The organism is Porphyromonas sp. COT-290 OH860, assembly GCF_000768935.1.
In the GTDB taxonomy this organism is placed as follows: Bacteria; Bacteroidota; Bacteroidia; order Bacteroidales; family Porphyromonadaceae; genus Porphyromonas.
In genome coordinates this window covers 61,350-88,224 of the sequence record NZ_JRAR01000001.1, presented here as the reverse complement: position 1 = coordinate 88,224, position 26,875 = coordinate 61,350, and the positions used below count along the sequence as shown (strand labels likewise).

Annotated in this window: 19 protein-coding genes; 2 read left to right on the top strand and 17 right to left on the bottom strand. The window is 52.0% G+C overall.

Going from position 1 to position 26,875, the window contains the following annotated elements; genetic code table 11:
• Window positions 1-27: 27 nt before the first annotated feature.
• The gene (locus tag HQ41_RS00375) at window positions 28-1,788 is read right to left on the bottom strand and encodes a SusD/RagB family nutrient-binding outer membrane lipoprotein (RefSeq protein WP_044186379.1); all 1,761 of its coding nucleotides are present in this window, start codon (window positions 1,786-1,788) and stop codon (window positions 28-30) included.
• Between the two features lie 34 nt (window positions 1,789-1,822).
• On the bottom strand, window positions 1,823-4,945 hold the full coding sequence (locus HQ41_RS00370) for a SusC/RagA family TonB-linked outer membrane protein (protein ID WP_081964694.1): 3,123 nt from the start codon (window positions 4,943-4,945) through the stop codon (window positions 1,823-1,825).
• A gap of 1,326 nt (window positions 4,946-6,271) precedes the next feature.
• Here HQ41_RS00370 and HQ41_RS00365 point away from each other — a divergent pair.
• Together HQ41_RS00365 and HQ41_RS00360 are read left to right on the top strand one after the other, a co-directional pair.
• Complete coding sequence (locus tag HQ41_RS00365) at window positions 6,272-7,972, top strand: glutamine--tRNA ligase/YqeY domain fusion protein (protein ID WP_044186378.1); 1,701 nt, start codon at window positions 6,272-6,274, stop codon at window positions 7,970-7,972.
• A gap of 22 nt (window positions 7,973-7,994) precedes the next feature.
• A complete protein-coding gene (locus HQ41_RS00360; RefSeq protein ID WP_044186376.1) occupies window positions 7,995-8,642 on the top strand; it encodes a DedA family protein in 648 nt (215 codons plus the stop codon).
• A 79-nt stretch (window positions 8,643-8,721) separates the two neighbouring features.
• Here the strand turns inward: HQ41_RS00360 and HQ41_RS00355 are convergent, their stop codons facing one another.
• From HQ41_RS00355 to HQ41_RS00285, 15 genes are all read right to left on the bottom strand, one after another.
• Complete coding sequence (locus tag HQ41_RS00355) at window positions 8,722-10,098, bottom strand: Omp28-related outer membrane protein (protein WP_044186374.1); 1,377 nt, start codon at window positions 10,096-10,098, stop codon at window positions 8,722-8,724.
• A complete protein-coding gene (locus HQ41_RS00350) occupies window positions 10,098-11,783 on the bottom strand; it encodes a DUF6029 family protein (RefSeq protein ID WP_044186372.1) in 1,686 nt (561 codons plus the stop codon). The genes HQ41_RS00355 and HQ41_RS00350 overlap by 1 nt, the downstream gene beginning before the upstream one ends.
• 5 nt (window positions 11,784-11,788) lie before the next feature.
• Window positions 11,789-12,277, bottom strand: a complete 489-nt coding sequence (locus tag HQ41_RS00345) for a TlpA disulfide reductase family protein (RefSeq protein WP_044186425.1) — start codon at window positions 12,275-12,277, stop codon at window positions 11,789-11,791.
• An 833-nt stretch (window positions 12,278-13,110) separates the two neighbouring features.
• Window positions 13,111-15,714: a leucine-rich repeat domain-containing protein gene (locus HQ41_RS00340; protein WP_044186371.1), complete on the bottom strand. Its 2,604-nt coding sequence runs from the start codon at window positions 15,712-15,714 to the stop codon at window positions 13,111-13,113.
• A gap of 176 nt (window positions 15,715-15,890) precedes the next feature.
• Window positions 15,891-16,511 carry a YigZ family protein gene (locus tag HQ41_RS00335; RefSeq protein WP_044186370.1) on the bottom strand — a complete coding sequence of 207 codons (621 nt, stop codon included), beginning with the start codon at window positions 16,509-16,511 and terminating at the stop codon, window positions 15,891-15,893.
• Window positions 16,512-16,524: 13 nt separating this feature from the next.
• Complete coding sequence (locus HQ41_RS00330) at window positions 16,525-17,103, bottom strand: acyltransferase (protein WP_044186366.1); 579 nt, start codon at window positions 17,101-17,103, stop codon at window positions 16,525-16,527.
• A 34-nt stretch (window positions 17,104-17,137) separates the two neighbouring features.
• Window positions 17,138-18,157, bottom strand: a complete 1,020-nt coding sequence (gene porQ / locus HQ41_RS00325) for a type IX secretion system protein PorQ (RefSeq protein ID WP_052405188.1) — start codon at window positions 18,155-18,157, stop codon at window positions 17,138-17,140.
• A gap of 3 nt (window positions 18,158-18,160) precedes the next feature.
• Window positions 18,161-18,580 carry a 2-amino-4-hydroxy-6-hydroxymethyldihydropteridine diphosphokinase gene (locus HQ41_RS00320; protein ID WP_044186363.1) on the bottom strand — a complete coding sequence of 140 codons (420 nt, stop codon included), beginning with the start codon at window positions 18,578-18,580 and terminating at the stop codon, window positions 18,161-18,163.
• Window positions 18,577-19,647, bottom strand: a complete 1,071-nt coding sequence (locus HQ41_RS00315; RefSeq protein ID WP_081964693.1) for a bifunctional 3-deoxy-7-phosphoheptulonate synthase/chorismate mutase type II — start codon at window positions 19,645-19,647, stop codon at window positions 18,577-18,579. The genes HQ41_RS00320 and HQ41_RS00315 overlap by 4 nt, the downstream gene beginning before the upstream one ends.
• Window positions 19,644-20,873 carry a glycosyltransferase gene (locus HQ41_RS00310; RefSeq protein WP_044186360.1) on the bottom strand — a complete coding sequence of 410 codons (1,230 nt, stop codon included), beginning with the start codon at window positions 20,871-20,873 and terminating at the stop codon, window positions 19,644-19,646. Before HQ41_RS00310 ends, HQ41_RS00315 begins: the two co-directional genes overlap by 4 nt.
• A 6-nt stretch (window positions 20,874-20,879) precedes the next feature.
• Complete coding sequence (locus tag HQ41_RS00305; RefSeq protein ID WP_235316866.1) at window positions 20,880-22,337, bottom strand: polysaccharide deacetylase family protein; 1,458 nt, start codon at window positions 22,335-22,337, stop codon at window positions 20,880-20,882.
• 19 nt (window positions 22,338-22,356) lie between these two features.
• The gene (locus HQ41_RS00300; RefSeq protein WP_044186358.1) at window positions 22,357-23,685 is read right to left on the bottom strand and encodes a DUF5723 family protein; all 1,329 of its coding nucleotides are present in this window, start codon (window positions 23,683-23,685) and stop codon (window positions 22,357-22,359) included.
• A 36-nt stretch (window positions 23,686-23,721) separates the two neighbouring features.
• On the bottom strand, window positions 23,722-24,987 hold the full coding sequence (locus tag HQ41_RS00295; protein ID WP_044186355.1) for a DUF5723 family protein: 1,266 nt from the start codon (window positions 24,985-24,987) through the stop codon (window positions 23,722-23,724).
• Window positions 24,988-25,105: 118 nt separating this feature from the next.
• Complete coding sequence (gene obgE, locus HQ41_RS00290; protein WP_044186352.1) at window positions 25,106-26,266, bottom strand: GTPase ObgE; 1,161 nt, start codon at window positions 26,264-26,266, stop codon at window positions 25,106-25,108.
• Window positions 26,267-26,282: 16 nt separating this feature from the next.
• A complete protein-coding gene (locus tag HQ41_RS00285) occupies window positions 26,283-26,855 on the bottom strand; it encodes an adenylate kinase (protein WP_044186350.1) in 573 nt (190 codons plus the stop codon).
• Between the last annotated feature and the right edge of the window lie 20 nt (window positions 26,856-26,875).

Sequence of the window (26,875 nt, the reverse complement as noted above, 5' to 3'; positions counted from 1 at the left end):
ACTAGGCAATAGAGTAGAGCCTAGAGATTAAAAGTTCTTAGGTTCTCGGCGCTTGCTCTTGGCGAGGTCATCTCCGGGAATATCCGTGATCGTTTCCGTTGGCACGTCCCACCATAGGCGTGTGGATCCTTCATTAGGGCCACCTAGTAGCGCAGGTAGTGTCTTGAGTTCCTCTGCGTTGTTGGGGTTCTCTACGTATGGGATACGGCGGAGCTGTAGCTCGCCATCTACACCCCTCCAGTTGTTGATGTACACTGGGAATAGACGTGGGTAGCCCGTACGGCGGAAAGTCGTCCAAGTAGGAGCCGAGCAAGGGAAGACAGCCATATACTTCTGGGTAATGATCTTCTCTAGCTTGATCTCGTCGGTATCGGCTTCATTCCAAGCTACACCTACCATCACACGGCCCTTGAGGTCGTGAGCCTTGCCTGCGTATGGATCTACATAGTCGATATCCTTAGGCTCTGTACGCTCCATGTACTTGGCTGCATCATCTTCGGTGAGGCCATTCTCGGTAAAAGAGAGCTTAATGCCTCGCTCATACCACTCCTGTGCAGTAGCGCCACCGGGAGTATTCCAGCCACGCAGAGCAGCCTCCGCCATAATGAAGAGCATCTCCGTACGCTTAATCCAAGGCAATGGCATATTCTGCATATTGGAGCTAGCAGCCGAATAGGGGCCATAGCCGTGGAGTTTATCGCTCTTATTGATCATGGGGATACCCTGACGAACGCCGATATAGCCCTCGTCCTCGAATGTGTAACCCGTAGACTGATTGTTGGCATTGAGGATATTACCATGCTTAGTGAACCAGACTCCGATGAGCGGATTGTCTAGACGCTTCATGATATTCTCCATAGATCCACCTAGACGCAGGTCGTCCCAACCCACAGAAATCTTCCAGATGGGATTATCGCCCACCCAGTCGCAGAAGTTACGATCCTGCGTGAAGTCGTAAGCATCCTTGTCGGTAAACACACCTATATCATCGCTCATAGCCTTCTCCGCCTGCTGACGAGCCTGTGTAGGATCAACCTTAACGATATTCATAGCCATACGCAAGCGGATTGAGTTGGCGAACTTAACCCAGTTGCGCCAGTCGCCACGAGAGATACCACCACGTGGACCCTCGATCTTGGCTAGCTCGTCGGACGAAGGCTGCGTTTCTCTAAGAATCTTAGAAGCCTCGTCTAGCTCGTCGAAAATACGCTTGTAGACCGCCTGCTGTGAAATATAGGTGCGAGGGGGGAAGCGCTTCACTGCTCTCATATCGTCGAAGGCCAATGGGCCAAAGATATCTGTAAGCTCCTGAGCCGTGAAGTCGAAGAGGATCATCGCGATCGCCTTGAAGTGTGGCACCCCTAGACGCTCACCATGGAAGTAAGCATTGCGGATAGCAGGATAGAGGGCAGAGGGTGTACTCATCGCCCCCATCAGATAGTCATTGGGGAACGTATAGGTGGTAGGCAGAGCACCTCCGAAGAGGAACTTATTCTGCGTTACCGTCCAGTAGCCTGCATACACATCGATATGGTTCGCACGCTGATACTGATAATTGTGCTCCTGACAGGTAATCACATGGTTCATACCACCCTTCATCTCCTTGGCAAGAGCTACGGGATCTTCTGCACCTGCACCACCCGTATCGTCAATCTCTTTATTCTGCCCCTGATGCTTCTCACGAGGAGCATTCCAAGGGTAGTTGTCAAGTTCTCTTGATCCGCAGGCGGGAAGCACTAGCCCCAAAGAGGCTAATGCGATCCCAACTACTATATGTTTCTTTTTCATCGAATTTCTTTTGATAAATAGTTAGACAACTCAACTAGAAAGTAACCTTGGCACTAATCCCGAAGGTACGTGTCGTAGGCATTGAGTAGGCATCAATACCACCAAAGCCGTTGGCAGCAGACTGAGAGATGTCTGGGTCGATTGGGCTATTGCGGTAGATGAAGAATAGGTTACGAGCGATAGCACTGAGCTGCAAATTCTTGCTAGCACCTAGTAGGTCGTAGAACGTGTAGCTCAGAGAAACATCTCTAAGGCGTAGGTTCGTCGCATCGTAGATATAGTCTTCGATTGGGTTACCACCGATCGTCTTGTAGTAGATCTCGGGGTTTACACGGCGTCCGCTACCATCATTGAGCTCTACGTAGCCACGGTCACGAGCCTCGGCTGAGCGCACAGACACACCATAGAGGTCCATATCTGGCTGCGTGAGGCTCATCACCTTACCACCGATCTTACCATCGATGAGCATATAGAGCTGGAAGTTCTTGTAGCTAAACGTATTGTTGATACCGAAGTTGATGCGAGCCGTAGCATTACCCACCTTAGTATCGAAGCCTCCCGATGCGAGCACTGGTGTATGGCCATCGTCTTGTAGCACGATGTGACCCTTCTCGTCACGCAGGAACGAGTTCACATAGATATCACCATAAGCACCTCCCTTGACGTACTTGATCTTGAACTTATTGGGGCCAGTGACGTAAGTGTGAGGTGTGCCGTCGGGGCGAATGTAAGTTTCGAGGATCTTATTGTCGTTGTAGGCAATGTTGAAGCCGGGGCGCCAAGTCAGATCCTTGGTGATATTCACTCGATAGTTGGTAGAGAACTCAACCCCCCAGTTGCGGATCTTACCTGTATTGACAGGTACACCGTCGATGTAGAGGAACTGGTTCTTGAGCGTAGAGTTATAGAACGTTAGGTCAAAATCCCAACGGTTGTCGAAGAGTGCTCCGTCTAAGCCGACCTCAAAGGAGGTTGTTGTTTCGGGCTTAGGATCCTTGAAGGGGGGTGGAGCAGGAGAGATAGAACCACTTGGATCTCGCAGGTTAATACCCTGAGCGAAGAAGTCTTGGTTGGGCACTGGGTTACCTACTACAGAGAATGAGGTACGTAGCTTGAGGCTATTGAACTGCTTACCCAGAGGCAGCAACTTATCTAGCTGAGCATTGGCACCAGCAGAGTAGAATGAGAAGGAGATGTATTCATTTTCCTTGGCAAACTGCTGGAAGCTCTTCGCCCACTCGATACGGTAGCTACCATCTACGAAGATCTTATCGTCCCAGCCCAGAGTTGCCGTAGCGAAGAGGGCTGCCTCCCAGTTGTCGCCCCATCTTTCGTTGGGGTTAGCGCTACGACCAGACTTATTGGTATCGTTGATCACGAGGTCATTCTGTGGCAAGAAGATATTGGGGCGAGCCGCAGTATCTTGGTCGTTACCCACAGAGAGAGAGCGGTTGGCTGAACGCTTGTGGCTAGCACCGGCAGTGGCCTGTAGACTCACAGCCTTACCAAGCTCTTGGTTGTAGCTCAAGAGAGCATCTTGGAAGAAGTCCGTAGAGTGGCTACGACCCGTGTAGTAAGAAGCACCGAGCGCTTGACCTGCTACGATAGAGGTAGCATAGCGAGAGTTGAAGCTTCTATTCTGTATGTAGTCGAGGTTGGTACGTGTCTGGAAGTTCAGATTGTCAAGAATTTTCACTTTGGCCGACAGTGTACCAAGCAGACGGTCTTGGATAGACTCGTCAGAGAGCATATTCACAAGCCACCATGGATTATTGAAGTCTGTGTCTAGCCAGTACCAAGTCTGTACGGGCTGGCCGAGCAGCTTGCTATTGTGGCGTCCGTCGATTGGGTTGTAGACAACGAGATCGTCGTAGGTACCGGGGTGCTGGTAGTTGTGACGGAAGTAGCGCATATCCACACTAGCTGGCGTACGATAGAGCGCAGCCATAGGGCTCATAGAGCGACCGATAACGGGGCGGTTGAGCGTATTCTGGTGGATATAGTTCATGCTCAAGTCTAGGTCTAGGCGCTCGAAGAGCTTATAAGACTGCTTGAACATCATATTATGACGCATAAACTTATTCTTGGGCATGATACCTGTCTGATAGGTATTGGCATAGGAGAAATAAGTCTGTTGCTTCTCTGTACCTCCGCTGATCGTAGCAGCTGTATTCTGCGTAAAGCCAAGGTTGAAGAAATCCTTGATCGTATTGCGAGGTGTGCGTGTCAGGTAGGGCGTAGCAGCTAGCTCGTCGTCTGTCAGCTCGCTGATGCGCTTACCCCAACCATCGTACCCTGCACCTAGGCCATAGGTCTTCTGTAGCTCGGGATAGTCTGCGATGAGGTCTACCATAGTGCTAGTAGATACATCTACACGTAGCTTACCCTCGCGACCACTCTTGGTGGTGATGATGAGCACCCCGTTATTGGCACTACTACCATAGAGTGCAGCAGCATTGGGGCCCTTGAGGACAGTAAGCGAGGCTATGTCGTCGGGGTTAATCGTAGAGAGGATATCCCCACCATCTCGACCACCACCCTGCAAGAGGTCGGTAGCCTGACCCGAAGGTCCGCTAGAGAGGGGCACCCCGTCGAGCACGATCAGAGGTTGGTTCGTACCGAGGATCGAGTTCTGTCCACGAAGAGTAATCTTGGTAGATCCACCACCTGCACCCGAGTTGTTGGGGGTAATGGTCAGACCGGCACTCTTACCACGCAGAGCATTGACGAAGTTAGGCTCCTTGATACGTGTGAGCTCCTTGTTGTCCACCGACTGTGTAGCATAGGTCAGCGTCTTACTCTTACGCTTGATACCAAGAGCTGTCACTACGACCGCTTCGAGCTGCTGCGAATCCTCACGCATAGTCACATCAATCTTGCTACGACCATTGATGTCAATAGTCTGCGTAGCAAAGCCGATGTAGGAGAAGCTCAGCTGTGTAACACCCTTGGGGACATCTACACTGTAGTTGCCATCGAAGTCGGTAAGACCTCCATTCTGAGTAGCCCCTACAGGTACCACCTGCACTCCGATCAAGGGTTCTCCCTTGTCGTCTTTGACTACCCCTACAACCTTACGGGTTGCTTGCGCACCTAGGCCGTCGATCACAAATAGACCTAGTAGCGCCATGAGTAGAAATTGCTTTAGTACTCTCATCACTATAATTAAAATTAAAAAATCATTTACCTCTCAAGAATTCCTTCCTTGGATCACCACACCGGAAGATAGTCAAATATCATACCGACATACATATATGTAATCACGTACGCAAATACAAAATTAAGACAAACCCATATAATAATCCAACTTATTTTACATTACACCAGCAGGCCCGGTTAGTTAAATTAATTATTAAAGCAGGACAGATAGAAAAATGTCCTTTTTTACCCCTCGTTTACTGCAAAAAGGAAAATATATCAACAGATAAAGCACACATAGCATAGTAAAACTGACCTCCATAGACACTCAAAAATGCTCATCTACACCACGAAAAACAAAACAAATTTTATCTAGAGCTCTAGAAAACGGACAAATCATACACTTTTTAGGCACAAAGGCGTCGCACTCCTAGCCCCCAATCGGAGCATATAGGGCTCTCGGGTGCACCTCTACGACTCCCAAGCACAACCCCTATCTCCCCGTACTAGAGGGCAGAGCGATAGAAGCAACCCCTAGGAGAACACGAATACGATATACTAGTTAGGCGGGCGTTGTTACTGGCAGGGATTTTAGATTTTAGACCAGATTTCAGAATGTTGATGAGAAAGCCTCTCATAGCTCGGACAAGAACCGCTAGACCCCGTATTTGCCCTCTAGCAAGCTCTGTACTGCGTCCGACCGCATTTGGGCACTTGGGGCTCAGTCGCACGAAAACATCCGTCTAAAGCAAGCCCTTTATAACTACCTATAAAACAAACTAATACACCAAAAACAAACCACATCTTAGTACCCTTGTCGTATATTCTAGGATATTTCTCCCCATCAATCCTTGGGAATTGGTGGACACACTGCAAGAGATTAGTCCTCCAATCCAAGTAGATCTTCCCATCAATTATGATCACAGTAGGCCCAATCTGCCGAGGACACCCTGCGTTTCAGCCTTGATGTGAGGATCCTTTGTTTATGCATTTTAACAAAAAAAGCGCAAAGACACAGCTACCACTAGGAGCGATGCTTGGGCAGCCCACTCACTAAGCCAAGCCTCTCAAATACGCTTAGCACAGTGGAGGCTGAGTATATCCAGACTCCAAGCCACTGGAGTGCAACGCCCATACGCCCACTCTGGCAGGGGAACCAACAAGCCGACCCCTCCAACGGAGGCAAACCTCAAGACACGAGATCATGTACTGACCAGCTAGGAATTTGGGATAAGGCAGGTAATCAAGCGCAAATGTGTAACTTTGTGTCCCAAATTCGGCAAATCAATACTGATCTATTGATCAGCCCAACTCAAGCGAATAAGATTACAATAGAATATAGATTATGAGTGAAGTACTAGAGCAAGAAATCGAGAGCAAGAAGAGCCTCAACTTCATCGAGCAGATCGTCGAGAGCGACCTCTGCGCAGGCAAAAACGGAGGTCGCCTACAAACTCGCTTCCCACCAGAACCCAACGGTTATCTGCATATCGGCCACGCCAAAGCCATTTGTATGGACTTCGGCATCGCCGAGAAATACGATGGTGTGTGCAATCTGCGCTTCGACGACACCAACCCTGCCAAGGAGGACGTCGAGTACGTCGATGCGATCCGTGAGGATATTGAGTGGCTAGGCTTCAAGTGGGGCGATGTGTACTACGCTTCCGACTACTTCGATCAGCTCTACGAGTTCGCCGAACGTCTGATCCTAGAGGGGCACGCCTATATCGACGAGCAGAGTGCCGAGGAGATTGCCAAGCAAAAGGGGACACCCACCACCCCCGGGATCAACAGCCCCTACCGTGATCGCCCTGCCGAGGAGAGCCTAGATCTCTTCCGCCGCATGAACGCAGGCGAATTTGAGGAGGGGGCCATGATCCTGCGTGCCAAGATAGATATGGCGCATAGCAATATGCACTTCCGTGACCCTATCATCTATCGCATCATCAAGCACCCACACCACCGCACGGGACACAAGTGGCACGTCTATCCGATGTACGACTTTGCCCACGGGCAGAGCGACTACTTCGAGGGCGTAACGCACTCGATCTGTACGCTAGAGTTCGAGGTACACCGCCCGCTCTACGACTACTTCATCGACCTACTCAAGCCTGCCGATAGCGAGTATCGCCCACGTCAGTTCGAGTTCAACCGCCTCAACCTAACCTATACGATGATGAGCAAGCGCAAGCTGCTCCAGCTCGTACAGGAGGGGCTAGTGAGTGGTTGGGACGATCCTCGTATGCCTACGATCTGTGGCTTCCGTCGTCGTGGCTATACGCCTGCCTCTATTCGCAGCTTCATCGACAAGATTGGCTATACCAAGTATGATGGCATCATCGACGTAGCCCTGCTCGAGCACTCGGTACGTGAAGACCTCAACCGCCATGCCCTACGTGGCTCTGCGGTACTCGACCCCGTCAAGCTCGTCATCACCAACTACCCCGAGGACAAGGCCGAGGCAATGGATTTCCTCAACAACCCCGAGGACGAGAGTGCAGGACACCACCAAATTACCTTCCGCCGTGAGCTCTTCATCGAGCGCGAAGACTTCATGGAAGATGCGCCGAAGAAATACTTCCGTATGACTCCCGGGCAGGAGGTACGCCTCAAGAGTGCCTATATCGTCAAGTGCACAGGCTGCAAAAAGGACGCAGAGGGCAATGTCGTAGAGGTCTATGCCGAGTACGACCCACAGACACTAAGCGGTATGCCAGAGGCGAACCGTAAGGTCAAGGGTACGATACACTGGGTATCTTGTGCCGATAGTGTAGAGGCAGAGGTACGCCTATACGATCGCCTCTTCACGGACGAAGACCCATCGGCAGTCAAGGACAAAACCCTTGCCGAGCTCATCAACCCCGAGAGCCTGAAGGTACTGACGCACTGCCGCATCGAGCCATTCCTAGCAGAGGCTAAGCTAGGCGAGTCCTACCAGTTCCAGCGCATCGGCTACTTCTGTCTGGATAAGGATAGCACGCCAGAGCGCCCAGTCTTCAACCGTACCGTTGGGCTGAAGGATACTTGGAAGAAGGTGAATAAATAACCCCTAAGCACGTCGCTATCCTATGCTCGAATCATTAGAGTTTATCCAAGAAATCCTCCACCACCTCAACTACTTTTGGGTGGCGGTACTGATGGCTATCGAGAGTTCGTTTATCCCCTTCCCTAGCGAAGTGGTCGTACCCCCAGCAGCCTATCTGGCGGCCAATGGCAAGATGAACGTAGTATTGGTCGTACTGGCGGCTACGCTGGGCTCCAACGTTGGCGCCCTCGTGAACTATTATCTAGCACGCTACCTAGGTCGCCCACTTGTCTACCGCTTCGCCGAGAGCAAATGGGGACGTATGTGCTTGCTCAGCCGTGAGAAGGTGCAGCAAGCCGAGGCTTACTTCCAGAAGAATGGTGCTACCTCTACGCTAGTGGGCCGCTTGATCCCGGGTATTCGCCAGCTCATCTCGATTCCTGCTGGGCTATCGGGCATGAAGCTGATGCCTTTCCTCATCTACACAACGATCGGGGCTGGTGCGTGGAATATCATTCTTGCAGCAATAGGCTACTATCTAGGACACATTGTGCCAGAAGATCAACTGATCCCTACGGTCATGAGCTACAGCAAGCCAATAGGTATCGGCATCACCGTCGTGGTAGTCCTAGTACTCGTGGGTATGTACCTACGTAAAAAGAGAGCTAGCCAAAGCAACGAAGTGCGCTAGAGCACTAAGGGGAAATAATTAATTAGGGGGTGTAGACCGATGCGGTCTACACCCCCTAATTAATTATACGATATGTACGCTACTCCGTAGGCTTCTTGAAGACGAAAGTCACGAAGCAATGTGCGACTTCCTTACCAGACATATCGGAGATAGTTACCTTAGTCTTGTACTCCGTACCATCTGCTGGAGGATTGTTGGCAGGTACTTTGTAGTGGATCTGTACGAGCTCAGCGGCCAACTTGTCGGCAGGCTGCACATTGATTTCCTGCTCGTAGGATTCGGGGTTCTTGGCCGAGTTACATTGGCCTAGGACACACACAGAGAATAACCCTACTGAAGCATCACCCTTGTGACTCACCTTCTCTACCTTGATTTGGTATTGACCCGCAGGAGCGTTCTTACCGGGGTGAATGAATACATTGGGCATTCCGATTTGATACTCAGAGCCGTCCTTCTCGGGCTTCTCGGTAAACTTAAATTCATATCCCGAGTCGGCCTGCTTGATGAGCCTAACGAACTTGAGAGAATAGTCGGAATTGAAATCCGTTTCGGCTAAGTAAAAGCTTAGGCCTTCACGTAGCTCAGGCTTACCATCTGGCTGAGGATTAGGATTGGTCTCTGGGTTGGGATTGGGCCCCGGCTTGTTACCCGAACCGAGAGCAACAAGACCAGCTGCTAGCACTTCGTCACCACCCTTGAGCTTATGAATGAACACAACGACCTTGGCGTTCTTGATGTCCTTGAGACTTGCCTTGAGTCCCGTAGCTGTGAGTGTAGTCTTGCTCTCTGACTTAACGACCAAGGCTTCTCCACCTGAGAGCACCTTGCGTAGGACATTGTGGTGCTGATAGTCTTCTTTAGTCTTACCATTGAGCAATTTCTGCCCTGCCACCACATCTTCCACGAGCCAAGCTACTAGGCCAACTTGTTGGTCGCTCAGAGTAGGTGCTGGCTTGAGCTCAATGCTGAGGCTTAGCTTATCCTCCGCCTCGTTATACTCAGGCTTACCAAGCACAATGTCTGCGAGCTTGGGAGTGTTGATGAGCTTACGAATGCTATTAGGCCATTGGAGATAGTCGGAGTTGAAGTTCTTGTTGTCGGCAAAGGGCATACGGCTCATCATCATCATGGGCACAGCACTAGGTAAAGCATAGTGCTTGGCTAGGCGAGTCGCCTCGGCGTTCTCCAGATCACGTGCCATGCCCGAGTGCGCCGAGTGCATGGCTACGACGATTACGTTCTTGGGGAACTCCTCCTCTAACTTATGCAAGACTCCAGCTGCGGTTGGGCAATTGACACAGTCCTGACCCGTATACTCCTCGATGAGAACGGTACGGCGCTCCGCTTCGCTTAGCTGGACGCCCTCGTTGCTCTCCCAGCGAGGTTCTTTTTGATTTTTGTCGCAGGCGGTGAGTAGAGCCCCCACCGCCATAAGCGCCACAAAGATTTTCTTCATTAGAATGCTGAATTAAGTGATAGATATAGTCCCTGTGTCTCGGGCATCATACGGCACACACCACCCGAGCAGTTGATCCCGGCACGAGTACGACCCCATGAGAGCTGTAGGCGATGCGACTTATAGGTACCAGCAACAGCCACCATGGGGTAGTGTTCCTTGGTCTTGCCATTGTTGTACTGGTCGCTAAGCGAAACGATGAGATGCTTGCCGATAGACGCCTCTACAAGGCCAAACATCCAGTCGCCCTCGGCCTGCCCAGAGTGCAGATATTGCAGCTCTGTGCGCAGCCCCAAAGACTTAGTAAGGCGATGCTTGCCATCGTAGACGAAGATGTGGCTACGCACATCACGCTCGCCGTGCTGCTCGAGCTGGAACTGATTGTAGTATTGGTTGAAATAGCTGAAGGCGAAGGAGTACGAGCTGCTCACCTTGCGGCTAATCTCTAGCCCCAAGTCATGGAAGAGCTTCTCGCCCCAGCCGAAATAAGCATAGCGAATACCATTGTCGCCCTGTTGGAGGTTGTCGAAGACCTTCTCGCCTGCCTGAGGTTTAAGCGCACTGATGTACGAGGCCGTCAGCTTGATCTTGGTACCATAGCGACCGCCTAGAGCCGTGCCACGATCGAGAGAGTAGCGGAGCTCTCCTTGTAGCGCCCACTCTCCACGAGCCTGAGTAGCATACGGGCGTAGGGCCGCTAGCGTATAAGTCTGCGCCTGCGTGAAGGGGAGCAAGTGATTGACCCTAAGATCCGTTTCGCCAGCCGAACGAGCAGAGCGGAAGTCAAAGTCCTCCGAGCGTCTTGCTCCGATCACTGCGCTAAGTCTATTGGTCGAATACGAGGCCGTCAGCATAGCTACCGAGCCGGGACCATAGGTGTACTTATTGGATCGGTTGGGATCTGCCCACTTGTAGCCATACTCACCATAGACCTCCCAAGAGCCATACTGCACAGAGGTACGACCAGACCAAGCAGGCGTTACCTCGGGCAGGTTGAGCCTGAGCTTGGGATCGGTAGGATGCAAGATGAGCATACCCGCATCTGTCTTCTCATACTTGCTGACGAAGCTACCGCCTAGATCTATGCGCAGATCGCTCTGCTGCAGAGGGCTGATGAGCGACTGCAAGTCTAACTGTAGGTCTGTGCCGAGGAGATGTCCACGAGAGCTATTCCAGAGCTTGCCTTCACGATCGAAGTGGTTACGTTGCTGACCACCTAGAGCCACCAAACGAAGACCCTCGAGAGGCGTCAAGATTAGTCGCCCACCACGTATGGCGTTGTCGATCCCCAAAGGACGATCTTCATAGGCACGGAGCAGTAGCCCAGAGCCAAACTGCTCGTACACATCGCCCACCGTCAGATCCAGCATCTTGTACTTACCTCTGAGGTAGAGATGGCTGATGCCCTTGCCTGCTGTGGCGTGTAGCCCGGGCAGAGGGTGTGGCATATACTCGCCACGAACGCCTAGGCTCAGATAGTCGTTGGATAGCTTCATATCCAAGTATGACATACCCGTAAAGCGGTGCGACAGCTTCTCATCTTGGCTGAGGTGCTGATCACTCTGGAGCAGTATGCTGTAGTTAATCTTCTTCCACCCGTTATCTTCGCCCTGCGCTTGTGCAGAGTGCAGGCCTAGACCAGAGAGAGAGGCCAGTGTGTAGAGTGCCAATAGACCCTTCTTCATACAGCCTACTTCTTGATGAGTTTACGCACCTCTGCAATGATCTCCTGTTCTCCACCCTCATTGTAGCCCGTGTGGCGGTAAACGATCTTACCTGCACCGTCGAAAATCACGACAGTAGGTACCATCGTCACATTCATCGCACGCATCAAGTCGCTATTGGGGTCGAGCAGTACCTGCCATTCCCAACCATTGCTACGAGCTAGAGGCTTCACCTTACGGCTATTGGCCCCCTCGTCGATAGAAACGGCAATCAGCTCTACACCTGTTTCTTCTTTCCAGTCGGCATAGACCTCATGGATAGCACTAAGTTCTCGTAGACAAGGCTTGCACCAAGTAGCAAAGAAGCTCATAACGACAGGCTTGCCTTGGCCGACAACAGCAGTAGTCTGATGCGTACGCCCATCAATATCCTTGAGCTTAAAGTCTGGAATCTGAGCCGAGGCTATGAGGCTAATACCAAGAGCCAAGCCCAGCGTGTAGAGTAGCTTTCTCATAAGTGTAACTGATTTAATCATTAGAGTATCTTACTTTATTTCTTATTCAACTTTGACTTGCAACAAACAGCACGAGGATAAAAGTAACACAAATCTATCAAATTAGCAGAACCGCACCACAAATGTTGGCACAAGTATGCCGCAAGACACCGCGATCCGACAGCAATCTTCCAACAACAGAAGATACCAAAATGCAACTTATTCGTTAAGATTTGCAAACAAACAAGGGCACATACAACCCCAATCATGGACTCGTTGAGGCAAAGCGACAGACCCTCTGGGCAAAATCGGTGGGAAGATTTATTCGGATTGATGGACTAATCCTTGGCGATGTGTCCACTAATCCCCAAAGATTGATGGGAAGAAATACCACAACATAAGCTACAGATGGATCAAGCACTTCAAAACACGAACATACAAATCTAGAAATCAAATAATTAAAAAGAGGCCGTTTAAGAGGGGTATTTCCGCTTATGTAGGCCTAAGCCCCCAAGCGGAGGCACGCACCGTATAGCGCCTGCTAGAGGGCAAATACGAGGTCTGCTATTTCTTGACCTATCAGCTGAGCATTTACCCACCAACATTCTGAAATTTGAGCTGAAATATAAATCTTGGAGGCTTTGGCTCAGACCAACATCAACAGCCCCAAGCAGCACTATTACCCCCTATACAGGAAAAAGGGCTATACTAATGAGCTCCTCCCGAGAGCCGACGACGCAGCACGTAGCGTCGCTACATCTTAATCACTCACTTGTCGATTAAACGACCAAAGGGGCTGTGGCAAATTTGATTTTACCACAGGCCCTTCGACTTACAACAGTGTTGGAGTAGTCCTAATGGCGGATCTCTATCCGGAATGTTTCGACCGAGCTATCGGGGAGCCACAGACGTAGCAGATAGCTACCCTCTGGCAGATGGCTAACACTCCACGCCGTCTGCTCACCCACGAGGCGAGCAACCTCTACCCCATCGAGGCGATAGAGAGCACCACGAGTATAGGCTCCTCTAATCTCCACTCGATCGGTAGCCACGGTTGGGAAGACGCTCAGCCTCTGCTGCACAACCTCCTGCAAACCTAGAGGCAGCGGCTCCTCGCCATCTTGCATAACCCAATGCTTCGCCCTAGCCTTAGAGGCCAGCTCGGGGGTAATTTGATTCTGATCTTGCTCATCGGGGAATTCCTGCTTATTGTAGTAGATTACAACCCCAGACTCATCGGCCGAACGCATAGGTAGAGAAGCAATGAAAGCATCTGCCGCCGCTAGTGAGAGCTTATTGAACGAGACATCAATTCCCTCCAGAGAGGCACAACCCTCTACCGAGAGCGCAGAGAGCTGATTGAAACTCAAAGCCAAAGAACCAAGCATAGGCAAAGCCGTAGCCTTAATCTCTGTAAGTTTGTTATCGCCAGCGCTAACGACCTCTAGCTTCTTACAAGGCGTGAGGTCTAGCTTGTCGATTTGGTTCGTCCAGCAGTAGAGTTCCTTAAGCTCGGCAAGCCCGTTTAGATCAAGCGACTTGATTTCATTGGCCGAGGCGTTGATCTCCACAAGAGCGGGATTAGCTTTGAGGTCAAGCGCCGTGAGCTTATTGCCCTTACAATAGAGCTTCTCGAGCTTAGGGCAAGGCGTGAGGTCTAGCTCCTTGATCTTATTACTCTCGCAGGATAGAGCTGTGAGCTTAGTCAGCCCCTTGAGGTTAAGACTCTCGATGCCATTGGCTTTGCAGTAGAGCTGGCTCAGCTCGGGGTTGTGGGAGAAATCGGCCTGCTTGACCTTATTTTTATCGTAGGTTAGGTTCGTCAAGAGAGGCAAGCCAGAGAAGTCGATCGAGGTTAGACTATTGAATGAGAGATTGAGCTCTCGTAGCTTGGGTAGCTTGCCTAGGGTAACGGCCTCTAGCTCGTTCTCCATGGCATAGAGGTAGACTAGGTCTTCGCAGGCCGATGCGTCTAGGCTCTCTAGACCTGTGCGGGAGCAGTCGAGGACTTGTAGCGACTTGGCCTTGCTCAGATCCAGACTTTTTAGGCTGATATCCGAGCAAGCTAGCAACCTTAGCTCTCCGTCTAGCTCTACCACGGGATGCTCCTCTGTCGATCTTAGGGTCAGAGGAGTCGCCTGCTGCAGGTCTGTACTCACCTCGTACTCTCGCTGCTCGGCTCCTACTTTGATCATCGCCTTACCACTGCGAGAGACAAGGCGCAGGCTGATTGGTGCTCCAGCCTTGACGCCCGTAGAGAGAACAACGTGCGAGGTCTTCTTCTCGAGAGTAAAAGCATAGGAAACGAGCTTATTATTGTACTTCTTATCCTTGGTAATGTAGCGCCCGATGCCGGGGTAGCCGCTATTCCACATACGGAAGTAGACCTTACGCTTGCCGTCGATGAGGATAGACTCGTCGAAAGTAAAGACACCGTCCTTCTGCTTAATCTTATCCTCGGGGATAGGAATGTATTCCGTTTTCTCTCCCTTCTCGACACCCATTACCCACTCGAAGTTGGTCAGCGAGATACCTGCTTGTATCCCCTTAGCCTTGTAGAGGTGCGCCAGATTGACCGTGAGGCCTTGGATATACTGGCGGTTGAGTAGATAGTTGCGCTGATTGCTGTAGATAAATTGCTCTAGGGGCACTTCCTCGGGTCTATTGGGGAGCTGATCGAACCCTAGCTCATTGTTTTGCCCGTAGAATCGCTCGAGGGTTAAATCTTTGATGCCTAGGATCGCACGCAGCTTCTTGCGCTTCTTATCCCCCTTGTCTAGACCAGCAGCCACACCTAGGACACGCAGCTCCTTGTTGTTGCGCAGGTCGAGCGTATCGGGCAGTGCATGGTTGCCGATAGCGAGCTGAGTGAGCTTGGGAGCAGCCTCTACATTGATACTCTTGAGGAAGGTTTTCTCCACCAGCGTAGGCGAGATAGCTACCGAGGTCAATGTATTGGTCTTGGGCAATACCACATGCTCCAGCCCCGTGTAGGTCATGCTGAGCGACTTGAGGCGTGGGGCTCTAGAGAGATCGAGCGAGGAATGTTCCTCTAGGGACGTGTGGTCGCCAAAAAGATGCTCCAGCCGTGGAGCTATCACCTCAACTATTCCGTTGATCTGCTTGGTGGCCTTGGTCATACGTAGGGTCAGCAGCTCGGAAGCATCGAGAACGATCTGGCGCTCCTCGGTGCTAGGCTTCTTGAAGGTATAGGCAATCGTCATACCACTGTCGCCATCGGGCTTGTAGGCAATGGGGCTATTGTCTTCTCCTTCTCCAAAGAAAACCTTGGCGGCCTGAGTACCATCGGTAAGGCGTACGATGAACTTGATCTGCTTGGCATCAGGCGCAACGCTCAACGTCACACGATGCTCGGGTTGGCCTTGGGCGAGGGCCGAGAGGCCCAATAGGACTGTAAGCACAAAGGTGCCACAGATCTTGAGTAACTTTCTGTTCATAGTGTAGTCATTAATGAAATATTTACGAAACCAATAAGCCAAAGGTAAAAACAAAAAGTGACCAAATCTGAAGATTTGGTCACTTTTTGCACTTTCGACTCCCAACAAATCATGCAGATCACTCGGGCATCGGGGAGGTATTATGAAATAAAAAATAGCCTTGTCCTAGGCTCTATCTATGCTGTATCATCTTGATCCAACCACTGAACCTGTACCCCATAGAGCCGGCCTAGACGATCGAATAGTGCTGGCGCATCGTCTGCCCTAAGGCTTAGCTCTAGACGGCAGCTCTCTCGGAAGTCTTGCAGCAGCACCTTCGCTCCACTCTCCTTGACGGCTCTCATCACCTCGCCCATCAGGTCGTAGCCGAAGCTAGCACTTAGAGAGCGCTCGATGATGCAGGTACGCCGTGTCGCCTCAGCTAGAGCGGCTACAGTCGCCTCACGATAGGCCTCGATCAGCCCACTAGTCCCGAGCTTAATACCCCCGAAGTAGCGTACCACGAGGGCAATGATGTTGGTCAAATCGGCAGAGATCAACTGACCGAGAATAGGTTTGCCAGCGGTACCCGAGGGTTCTCCGTCGTCGTTGGAGCGATAGCGTGCGCCATCGGGTCCCAAACGATATGCCCAGCAGACGTGCCGGGCATCATAGTACTTAGCTCTCACACGAGCCACTTCGGCCAAAGCCTCTTCTTCGCTCTCGATAGGTATCACGTAGGCGATAAACTTGCTGCGCATCTGGCTGTACAGACCCTCAGCCTCAGCCTCTATGGTGTAGTAGGTATCTTGCGACATTGTCATCGGTAGCTTAGTCTTCTCTCATGGGCATCAGCCTAGAGGTCTGTGGGTCTAGGCGGTAGCGCTCGCCACTCTCGGGACAAGTGCCTTCTTTGGTTACAGGATCTAGCTCAAGGCGATGCCCAAGGCGGCTCACCCAGCCATGCTGTCGAGCGGGCGAACCATAGACTAGGGCATAGTCTGCCACATCTCTAGTTACGACGGCTCCCGCACCAACCATAGCATAGGCCCCAATGGTCACACCACAGACGATCGTCGCATTCGCCCCGATGCTCGCTCCCTGCTGCACGAGAGTTGATTTGTATTCGTGCTTTCGACTAACGAAGGCACGGGGATTGATCACATTGGTGAAGACACAGCTTGGGCCGAGAAACACATCGTCCTGACAGATAACCCCCGTGTAGAGCGATACATTGTTCTGCACACGGCAGCCTCGCCCGAGCCGAGAACCCGGCATCATCACGACATTCTGCCCGAGGCTACAACCCGAGCCAATCTCCGTCTGTGGCATAATGTGGCAGAAGTGCCAAATGATCGCATCGTCGGCGACCACAGCTCCCTGCTCTACGACGGCACTTGGATGTATCATAGACCTAATCAGTAAAAAGAAATGGGTGGATAAATTAGAGGCGATCGACCAAACCGAAGTCGGTACTGAAGGTCGCCATGAAGCCCCAGAAAGAACTATCGTAAGCTACTGCAGACACAGCGACACGATAGCCTGCCCGATTGATCCCAACGCCAGCCGAGAGCCCAGAGAGCTTAGCGCCTCTCAGCTCACGATAGTCTTGGGCAATGCGAGGGTTATAGCCCAGAGCAAGCCAAAAGTGATTGCTAGGAATGTATTCGACACCTAGGGCAAGGTGCCGCAGGATACGACCAGTACGCCCTAGCGTAGGGGTAAACTCGCCCGTATGCTTGGGGCGCAGGCTGTATGCCGTCAGATGGACCTGAAAGGGCGCGTGGGCAAACTTCTGTGAGTAGCCCACACGAATATCCCAAGGCATCGCCTCTTGAGAGCCAAGACCAAGGGGACGAAACTGCGTACCGACATTGACAAGCGCTATACCCACAGAGCGTTCTTTGTTTTCGCTGAAGTAATTCAGACCAAGATCAGCCCCAAGCCCCCAAGCGGTATATTCGAGGATCGAGCTATAAGTCCCCTTGAGCGAGATGCCAGCTCTGAGGTGCTCGGTCAGCTCGTAGCTGTAGGAGGTTTGGAGCATCACATCACGGGGACGGAATGTGCCCAAGTAAACCCCTTGCAGGCTGCGCTCCTCTTGGCTACCATAGTCGATAAACCGAGCTCCAACCCCCCAAGCTCCACGCTCCCCGAGTGCCCGGCCGTAGAAAGCTGTACCTAGGTTCGCATTCCCGAGATAGTTCATATAGGAGAGGGAGAGCTGTCCATTCTGTTCGAGACCGAATAACGCAGGGCTCTCTAGTGCTAACGCCACATCGTTGGCCACAATAGTCGTTGTCACTCCGCCTAGCGCCATCGTCTTGGTGGTCGCAGGGAGCGAGATATAGTGTAGCGTTGCGCCACGGCTCTGCCCCATCAGCTCCAAGGGCAGGAGGACGCAGAGGGCTAGAATTGGCAGCAAGTAGCTCCTGTACACGCCTTGTCTAAGTTGATTCTTCATTGTTCAATGTTCGTCAGTGATCTCTACGCCCAGAGCAGCTAGACCGCTCTGTACGTATGGACGCGTCAGATCCCGAGGCTTACAGACCTCTCCGTCCCAGACAATCAAATCAAGATCCATCGGAACGAGCTCTGGGTGAATCTGCCTACTCTGTGGGGTTCGTCCGCAGTCAGTTTCGAGCTGTTTGAGGATCGTGTAGACCTCGTTTTGGCTCAGTGTAGTCTTGGCCACGAGGACGATGTTGGTAAAGTCTGCCGAGGCATAGGGAAAATCTATCGGCGCTGTCTGTACTGGCTGGGTAGCCTTACAAACAGAGAAGTGCTCGCCTAGGGCACGCTCTACGTATGCAACGTGTCGCGGCGCATCCGTATTGCTCCCAATGGTAAGCACCATCCAATGTATCCCATTCGCCCGTAGTGTCATCGCTTCTGTTGCTGTAGATGAATAGAAGTTTCGTGAATCAGGCTGAAGAGATCGTGTACTAGAACCTCATCAAGACCTAGCTCCTGTCCTAGGGTTGCTCTCTGAGCCATCAGCTCTCGATAGCGACTAGGCTGGAGAATGCAGAGATTATTTTTGTCCTTGTAGGCTCCAATCTCTTTGACGAGGCTCATACGTTTGGCCAAGAGATCAAGCAGAGCATTGTCTAGACGATCTATCTCCGCTCGCCAGACACGTAGACCCTCGGCCCCCGCTTCGTCGGCCTCTGGCATAGAGATTTCACCAAGAATCTCCCTAAGTCGCTCGGGCGTTACCTGCTGGGCAACATCGCTGAGTGCCAAATCTGGGGCACAATGCGTCTCGATGATCAGCCCGTCGTAGTGTAGCTCTATCGCTTCTCGAGAGAGAGGCTCAATCAGATCTCTGCGTCCGCCTATGTGGCTAGGGTCGGCCAGTAGGGTCAGCTCGGGGTGACGACGCTTGAGCTCTATGGGGATTTGCCACAGAGGCGTATTGCGATACTTGGCCTCACCATAGGTACTGAACCCACGATGTATCGCACCGACGTTGTCAACGCCAGCACCTTTGAGGCGAAGCAGTGCGCCCTCCCAGAGCTCAATATCGGGGTTGATTGGATTCTTTACCAGCACTGTAACCTCTCGGCCACTGAGAGCCTCCGCCAGCTCCGTAATAGCGAACGGGCTAGACGTCGTGCGTGCACCAATCCAAAAAGTATCGAAGCCGGCACGCTGCATCAAGTCTATGTGGCGAGGTGTAGCAACCTCTGTGGCGACCTGAAGCCCCAACTCGTCACGCACACGCTCGAGCCATGGGATACCTGCTTCGCTAACACCTTCGAATCCGCCGGGGCGAGTACGAGGTTTCCATAGACTAGCCCTAAAAACCGTTACGCCCTGCCCTGCCAATGCTCGAGCCGTCTGCAATACTTGTTCTTCGCTCTCGGCACTACATGGGCCAGCAATAAGGCTATAGGGATAGTTGGAGGGTTTAGCCCATCTAAGTGGGCGGAATATATTCGTTTCGTTCATTCTGTGATCTGATCTAGTAGCCCAGCAAACTGCTGAGCCTCACGCCTGCGGCTAAACTGCTGTATGTACTGGTCGTCAGCATGACGTGCTGCAGTGAAGCCCATCTGCACCCACTCAGTGTAGTGCTGTAGGACGAAGTTAATGATTTCTCCTCTCTCTCCCGAGGCTAAGCCACAGCCAGAGCGCACAAGGATCTGCGCTGCCTCGCCCGAGCTATCGGGGAGAAGCAATGTCGGCTTCTGCATCGCCAAGGCCTCGAAGAGCTTAGTTGAAACCATTCCGTTGGGGCCATCGGACCCATTCTCAGCATTGCCGAGCAAAAGAATGATACTGGCTTCAGCCAATAGACTAGGCACCTGCCGTGAGGGAACCATAGCATGAATATGACAACGAGGATCGGCGACGAAAAGAGGTAGTGAGCGAAGCAACTCGGCCGAGTAGTCGTCGGTGTAGAAGTCTACTGACAAGGGGATTGATCGTAGCTCTTCGGAGGCCAATGCTTCGAGCAATAGCGACGGATCCCTCATAGCAAGGCTAAGCAATCGCCCCGTAAAAACAATCCGAAAAGTCGTCTGAGGCGGATAGCTCGGAGCAAAGAGTTTGTGGTCGTAACCATTATATATAATAGAAACCGACGAATGCACTTGGCTAAGAAGGCTACGATGCCACTGAGAAACTGTAATTACACCCTTAGCCGATGCAAACGCTCGGTTACGCAGCTCAATAAATCGCTTAGCTAGTAAGCGCTCCAGCCAACGTAGGCGAAGGGGACCCAAGCGAATAGGTCTAGGCAAAAAATCGCCATCGCTATACTGCTCCACCAAATCTCTGCAATCGGCTAGCCAAGACACGCCCCAGAGCCGAGCCAGCGTCTGCGCTGTGCGGAGCGGGAACTTGCGATAGGTCATACAGAGAATGGCATCGGGGCGAGCGAGTCCGTGCTCCTGCATGTAAGCTATGATAGTACGGGCAAAGCTCCGCTCCTTGTACTCAGCCACGAGCTCCAAGGCAAAAGCCAACAAACGCTCCCAACCTCGCTCGGGGCGTAAGTACACTCGATAGACAGGGCAAGGGATTAGGAAGTCGGCAAAGAGCTGATGGGTACCGACCTGCTCTGTGAAAACCATCGGTTGCCAACCGAAGGAGCGCAAGTACTGCGTCAGATAAGCCACACGGGGAGCGAAGGCAGGGGGGTAGAGATCGCAAAGAATTAGGACTCGCTTCATGCCAAACTAAAGATGTATTTCGGTACCACCGCACGAACTAAGGTGCTTGGCCAGTTCTACAGCCTCGGGATCTCTGCGCTGCAGATCTTCATACTCTATATCCTCAATGACACCTAATAAATATCTGTATAGGGAAGTCTGCCACGAATGTACCGTAGGGCTAAACTGCTCATTGTGCCAAAGCAGATTGAGCTCGCCGTTGTAGTGAGCCACTTGTCTAATCAATCCCTCAGCGTAGCTCTCGGCCTCTTGTAGGCTGAGCCCCATATAGTCCTGCCTTGAGAGGGTTACGTCCATCATCGTCAAGGGGTGTAGCACAAGCTCTGTGAGGCTACGTGTATTGGGATTAATAAACTTAACTGGGCGACACGTTCCCAAACGAAACCCTGCCACATCGGCATAACCCATCGTGTAGTCGTGCCTAATGCCAGCACTATAGAGGAGCAACATGTCTTCCGGTTCACGCAACGCCAAGAAGTGATGCCTAGACTTATGGATCGTCATACCTAGTTGCTTCTGCAGATACTGCCTCTGCTCAGCGATGAGCTGAGGCATCAGCCCAGAGGCATAGCTGCAGTGCAAGCCTAACCGAGCCCCAGCTCGCCTCATCTGTGCAAGCAGGGTACGCATATAGGGTCGGCGCAACCGATAGTTCGGTTTGTCGAGCTTATGATCGGCAGGGGTCTTGAGGAAGAAAATCATATCCGTCATACCCTCGGGCGTCCTGCGAATAAGCTGCTTATTCCATGCGATGAACTTGCTGAAGGTATTGAACTCATCGTTTTTAGGGTGCCCAAAGCACAGTCCGAAAGCGGTGAAGGGATTACGCCCATCTTTGAGCACAGCCCTCAAGTAGCTCCACACTCCTCGATAGAGGTAGGGCTGATCAACATCGTGCGTAAGGTTGATCTTACTGAAGAAGGGCGGACGAGCGCAAAGCGATAGTCCTCGGCTAGAGAGCATATCGTGCTCTAGCAGTATCGCCCTGAGAACCTCTCCGTATTCGTCTACAATAGGACGATGGATAAAGCCTGCTCGGTAAGGAAGAGAGGACTTGCCGGGGAAACGCCCATGTTGATCCCGCTCTCCTCGGCGATACATCTCTTCATATCGGCTAGTGAGATAGTAGGTAGAGGCTAAGACATCGGCATATACTACAAGCGTCTTGCCCTCGTTGATCCACTCCTCTCGGGCCTCTCCAAAGAGCAGAGGGATACCCCTCCAGTCCTGTAAGGGTAAGATAGGCTGAGCTTGCTCTGTGCCATAGACCCCGAAGTCGAAAAAATCCGAGGGATAGATGACTAGCTTGTAGCGAGTCATCTCCCTAGGATTGCGAGTATAGCCAATCAGGTTGGCACGTGCCAACTGTCTATCCGTGATGCAACCAGCTCGGACTGTCTGAGCATCGACCTCGACGCCCACAAGAAACTCTATCAGATATGTCTTTAGCTGTTCGCTCAGCATGATTATTTAGTTACAACGATCAGATACGCACATGTACTCCGATATAGCTTCGTACACTGTGCTTGCTATGTCCAAGCCCGTCGAGCCCAAATGCGACCTGCAGATATTTCCCAAACACTAACCCAGCCCCGAATTCGCCTCTAGCAAATGGGACAGAAGAATAAGTCACCGTGGTCCCTAACCATTTGGTTGGCTGTAAGACGAGTCCCAATGCACCCTCCCAGTTTGCCTTACTACGATAGAGAGATGCTCCGGCAAGTGCTTTGAGCTGTAGCCAATGCATAGGCTTGTAGGTCGAGGTGAGGTAGAAATGAGCAGGGACCCATGTGCGCAATGATGAGATATGCCGTTTGAGGATAAGATCATTGTCTAGCAAGTCATCTATCTGCTTCAAGCGGAGAAGTGCCTTGTCTACGTGAGAGTCGTTAGGCTTTGACTCTCCCCAACGAGAGTTATTGACGAAGTGGTAGGGCGACTCCTTGGGCCAATTAGCCTCCACCTCTACGGCTCTATCCCAAACGAGGAACCCGAGATCATTGAGAGCAAGGCCAAAACTAAGATCACGGGTTAGCTCGTACTCCACACCGAGGTCAATCCCCCAGCCTGTAGAGCGTCCTCCGGGCATTCCCTCCATGCGATAATATCTGTCTGCGGCTTCTCCTTGTTTGGGATCACCGGGAACAAACCCTCCGGTTACTCCAGTACGCACGGCGGTGTAGCGTAGAGAGGCCTCGGAGAGTCCTCCCTTGACATCGAAGCCAAGGGTCAGGTATTCGGGCTTACTATCTCGATAGTCGAAGCCATGAAGCAGCTTGAATCTAGCCCCGACCTTGAGCCGTCGGCTCGACAATAGTCTATCGGTAGAGAACCCCATAGCGTGCTCTTGGTAGCCAAGGAAATATTCCCCCAATCCTCCAGTCTGTATGTGCTTACCTGCAAGCTGAGTAGGATTGGTCTGTATCAAGGTTCTGATCGCAGGATCTGCCGTATATTCTCCAATCCAGTTGAATGAAAGCTGGTACGAGAAGAAACCCCACTTGGTGTTCACTCCTAGATCCAAGCCTATCTTACCAGACTTCACATCGGGGCGATCTAGCTCCAAAGAGCTTGAACGACCCCAAAAAGGAGAAAGCTCTGGGGTGAGTATACCACTCTGAGAGCGGACGTCTATACTCGAACCCAAACCTACCAGTACCGTACCTCGATCGGGGATGTGCGAGGCATTGAGATCTAGGGCTGCAAAATCGTTGAGGGAGCCAAGCATTATGAAGGAATTGCTCTGGGCATAGGCCGAGAGGCTGGGAAACAACGCCAGCACAACAAACCAAATAGACCACTTCGTTTTCATAGAGCTATTGTTTTTAGGCATCATTAAGATGATGCATTAGAAGTTCAATTGCATCCCTAGCTGTATATACCGATCGCCCAAACGGCCCGATGAAAATCCCTTGGCAATAGACACAGAGAGAAGTAACTGCTCAAGACCGCCTGTGAGCCCAAGGCCAACATTAGCACGTGAGTGATGATGCGAAAAAAAGGCGAGGTTGCACCCGAAGTAGTGGCTAGGTTGCCATGTAGCAGCTAGTGCAGCCTCCCAAGCGTAATGCTTGTAGTCGTACTCAGATGCTCCAACCAAGCCCGAGAGCTTGAACGCCTTGATAGGACAATACTCCAGAGCTACATGACCACGAGGAGCCAACCATGTATTAGTACCGGCCGAATAGGCGTCTTGGGTCTGTACATTCTTACCCACCACCTCGTCTACCTGATAGAGAATATCGGAGATGTTCTTGGGTCCCTCTGGCGTATCCTTGGCCTTGGGCTTCTGGGCAAATCGCTTATCCTTGGCCTCTACTTTGGGGTCGGCGCCTGTCCGACCTCGTAGGGCACGCTCCCAATGAATTCCACCAAGATCCGTGATGGTCCACGATAGCGTGAGCTGATTGCTAAGGTCATACTCAAAGCCTAGCTCGGCAGCTAGCCCATAAGCCAGCCCTACCGAGGTTTGCTGACCATAATACTCGGCGATACTTACCTTGCGGTACTCTCGCTCGCCGTAATAAATAAACCCAGCTCTAAGGAACTCATAGTCGATATTGGCATCAACTACGTCGCCCTTGGGGGAGGCCTTGAGGTTGAAGCGCCCCATATCCCGCTCGAAGTGCCGTAGCCCCATCATCACACGCAGCCTAAGCCCCAGTCTAAGGCGACGATACTCAAGAAGCTCATCGAACGACCAACCCGCCGAGGCATAGAGATAGTCCGTCTGTCGTAGCCGTACGCCCTCGCTCACGAGGGAGCGTCCCACAAGACACCCTATCGGCAAACGGGCAAAATCTCTCAAGGGTGCATCTAGATACGCATAACCCAAAGAGCTGTACCCACCAAGAATACTCAAAAATCCCCAACGTGTAGGCCTACCAAAGGACAGTGCTACGCCTCTACGCTCGTAGTCCGGGAGATCTAGCAGACCACTATGCCCCCAAGTAAGGCGACCAACAGAAGAGAGGGGTTTATCCTTCATACGCACGTCCTGACCTAGATTTACCCCGAGGATTATCCGCCTCTGCTTGGGGAAATAGGCTGGGTTGTGCTCTAGTCTGGCAATATCGCTCAGCGGTGTGATCGTCAGGTCGCTACTCTGTGCCATACTCGTGCCAGCACATATACAAGTCAATAGAGCAGTCAGACCTATAAGCCTGAACCTAGTCACCCCAGCGACCATAGTACCCCACACGACCAACCTCATAAACTCCGCTCTGCCTCTACTATGGTTCTTCGTCCCAGTCAATCTCAATATCCGTGTCCTCCCCCCAGTCTCCCTCGTCATACTCTTCGTCTTCCTCAATCTCTGGGGCATCGTCCCAGTCATCGTCCCACTCTAGGCTCTTGATGTCCATAGCCTTGTGGACTATGCTCTCTACTTGGTGTTTGGTTTCTCGGTTGAGCTCTTTCCAGAGCAGATCCTTGAGTTCAACGAGCCCCATGTGTGCCACCGCAGAAATGAAAATCACAGGTAGCCCCTCAGGGAGCTCGGCACGTAGTAGCTCTTGCAGCTCTTGATCGATGAGGTCACACTTGGTAATGGCGAGTACCTTACGTTTGTCGGCAAGCTCGGCATTGTATTTGGTAAGTTCGCTCAGCAGAAGCTGATACTCCTGAGCGATATGCTCCGTATCGGCAGGAATCATAAATAGCAGTAGAGCATTGCGCTCGATATGGCGCAGGAAGCGGAGTCCCAAACCCTTGCCTTCGGACGCCCCCTCGATAATCCCCGGTATATCCGCCATCACGAAAGAGCGATTGTCGCGATACTGCACCATGCCCAGATTGGGCTCAAGAGTAGTAAAGGGATAGTTTGCAATCTTGGGCTTGGCTGCCGTCAGCACAGAGAGCAACGTAGACTTACCAGCATTAGGTAGCCCCACAAGCCCTACATCGGCGAGCATCTTGAGCTGGAGGATAACGGTACGCTCCTGAGCAGGCTCACCCGGCTGTGCATAGCGAGGAGCTTGGTTGGTAGCGGTCTTGAAGTGGGTATTACCCTTACCTCCACGCCCACCCTTGAGGAGCATCTCCACCTGACCGTCCCTGTTGAGGTCCATAATGAACTCGCCCGTCTCGGCATCGTAGACTACCGTCCCCACGGGCACCTCGATGGTGCGGTCCTCGCCGTCGGCACCAGTGGATCGTTTACCACTACCACCCTGCCCTGCCGTAGCCATGATGTGTCGCTCGTAGCGCAGGTGCAGGAGCGTCCAGTAGTTACCATTGGCACGGATGTAGACGTGTCCGCCACGTCCTCCGTCGCCACCGTCTGGGCCACCCTTGGGGATATATTTCTCTCGTCGGAAATGCGAAGATCCTCTGCCGCCCTTACCCGAGCGACAGTAGATCTTGACATAATCGACAAAATTTGATTCTGCCATTGTTTTGGTTTGATGTTTACTTGAGGCTATCTACCACAGCCGAGATACGTGCTGTGATATCGGAGATAGCGCCCATACCCTCTAGGGCATAGTGAACCCCCTTCTTGGCGTAATACTCAGCCAGAGGGGCAGTCTGGGCATGATAGACCGATAGACGCTTCTGTATCGTTTCTAGATTGTCATCACTACGGCCACTCTCCTGCCCACGCTTAAGCAGACGCTGCACCAATTCGTCTTCGTCTACCTGTAGGTCTAGCACGGCATGCACAGCAGTCTGGTACTTAGCCAGCAGACCGTCGAGAGCCTCTGCCTGTGGCACTGTACGAGGAAAGCCGTCGAGGATAAGGCCGATCTTGGGCTTACGCTCCTCAAGCACGCGCTCGATTAGACCGATGATGAGCTCGTCTGGTACTAACTGACCAGCATCTATATAGCCCTTGGCCGCCTGACCTAGCTCGGTCTGCGCCTTGATAGCCGCACGCAGCAGATCCCCAGTAGACACATGGTCAAATCCATACTTCTCGATGAGCACTTCGCTCTGAGTGCCTTTGCCAGAGCCGGGAGCTCCAAAGATGATAAGATTTAGCATACTTAATGTATTATATTTTA

Excerpts from the sequence above, each read along its gene's own strand:
- HQ41_RS00375 (WP_044186379.1), bottom strand. The coding sequence starts at position 1,788 with ATGAAAAAGAAACATATAGTAGTTGGGATCGCATTAGCCTCTTTGGGG.
- HQ41_RS00370 (WP_081964694.1), bottom strand. The coding sequence starts at position 4,945 with ATGAGAGTACTAAAGCAATTTCTACTCATGGCGCTACTAGGTCTATTT.
- HQ41_RS00365 (WP_044186378.1), top strand. The coding sequence starts at position 6,272 with ATGAGTGAAGTACTAGAGCAAGAAATCGAGAGCAAGAAGAGCCTCAAC.
- HQ41_RS00360 (WP_044186376.1), top strand. The coding sequence starts at position 7,995 with ATGCTCGAATCATTAGAGTTTATCCAAGAAATCCTCCACCACCTCAAC.
- HQ41_RS00355 (WP_044186374.1), bottom strand. The coding sequence starts at position 10,098 with ATGAAGAAAATCTTTGTGGCGCTTATGGCGGTGGGGGCTCTACTCACC.
- HQ41_RS00350 (WP_044186372.1), bottom strand. The coding sequence starts at position 11,783 with ATGAAGAAGGGTCTATTGGCACTCTACACACTGGCCTCTCTCTCTGGT.
- HQ41_RS00345 (WP_044186425.1), bottom strand. The coding sequence starts at position 12,277 with ATGAGAAAGCTACTCTACACGCTGGGCTTGGCTCTTGGTATTAGCCTC.
- HQ41_RS00340 (WP_044186371.1), bottom strand. The coding sequence starts at position 15,714 with ATGAACAGAAAGTTACTCAAGATCTGTGGCACCTTTGTGCTTACAGTC.
- HQ41_RS00335 (WP_044186370.1), bottom strand. The coding sequence starts at position 16,511 with ATGTCGCAAGATACCTACTACACCATAGAGGCTGAGGCTGAGGGTCTG.
- HQ41_RS00330 (WP_044186366.1), bottom strand. The coding sequence starts at position 17,103 with ATGATACATCCAAGTGCCGTCGTAGAGCAGGGAGCTGTGGTCGCCGAC.
- porQ (WP_052405188.1), bottom strand. The coding sequence starts at position 18,157 with ATGAAGAATCAACTTAGACAAGGCGTGTACAGGAGCTACTTGCTGCCA.
- HQ41_RS00320 (WP_044186363.1), bottom strand. The coding sequence starts at position 18,580 with ATGACACTACGGGCGAATGGGATACATTGGATGGTGCTTACCATTGGG.
- HQ41_RS00315 (WP_081964693.1), bottom strand. The coding sequence starts at position 19,647 with ATGAACGAAACGAATATATTCCGCCCACTTAGATGGGCTAAACCCTCC.
- HQ41_RS00310 (WP_044186360.1), bottom strand. The coding sequence starts at position 20,873 with ATGAAGCGAGTCCTAATTCTTTGCGATCTCTACCCCCCTGCCTTCGCT.
- HQ41_RS00305 (WP_235316866.1), bottom strand. The coding sequence starts at position 22,337 with ATGCTGAGCGAACAGCTAAAGACATATCTGATAGAGTTTCTTGTGGGC.
- HQ41_RS00300 (WP_044186358.1), bottom strand. The coding sequence starts at position 23,685 with ATGAAAACGAAGTGGTCTATTTGGTTTGTTGTGCTGGCGTTGTTTCCC.
- HQ41_RS00295 (WP_044186355.1), bottom strand. The coding sequence starts at position 24,987 with ATGGCACAGAGTAGCGACCTGACGATCACACCGCTGAGCGATATTGCC.
- obgE (WP_044186352.1), bottom strand. The coding sequence starts at position 26,266 with ATGGCAGAATCAAATTTTGTCGATTATGTCAAGATCTACTGTCGCTCG.
- HQ41_RS00285 (WP_044186350.1), bottom strand. The coding sequence starts at position 26,855 with ATGCTAAATCTTATCATCTTTGGAGCTCCCGGCTCTGGCAAAGGCACT.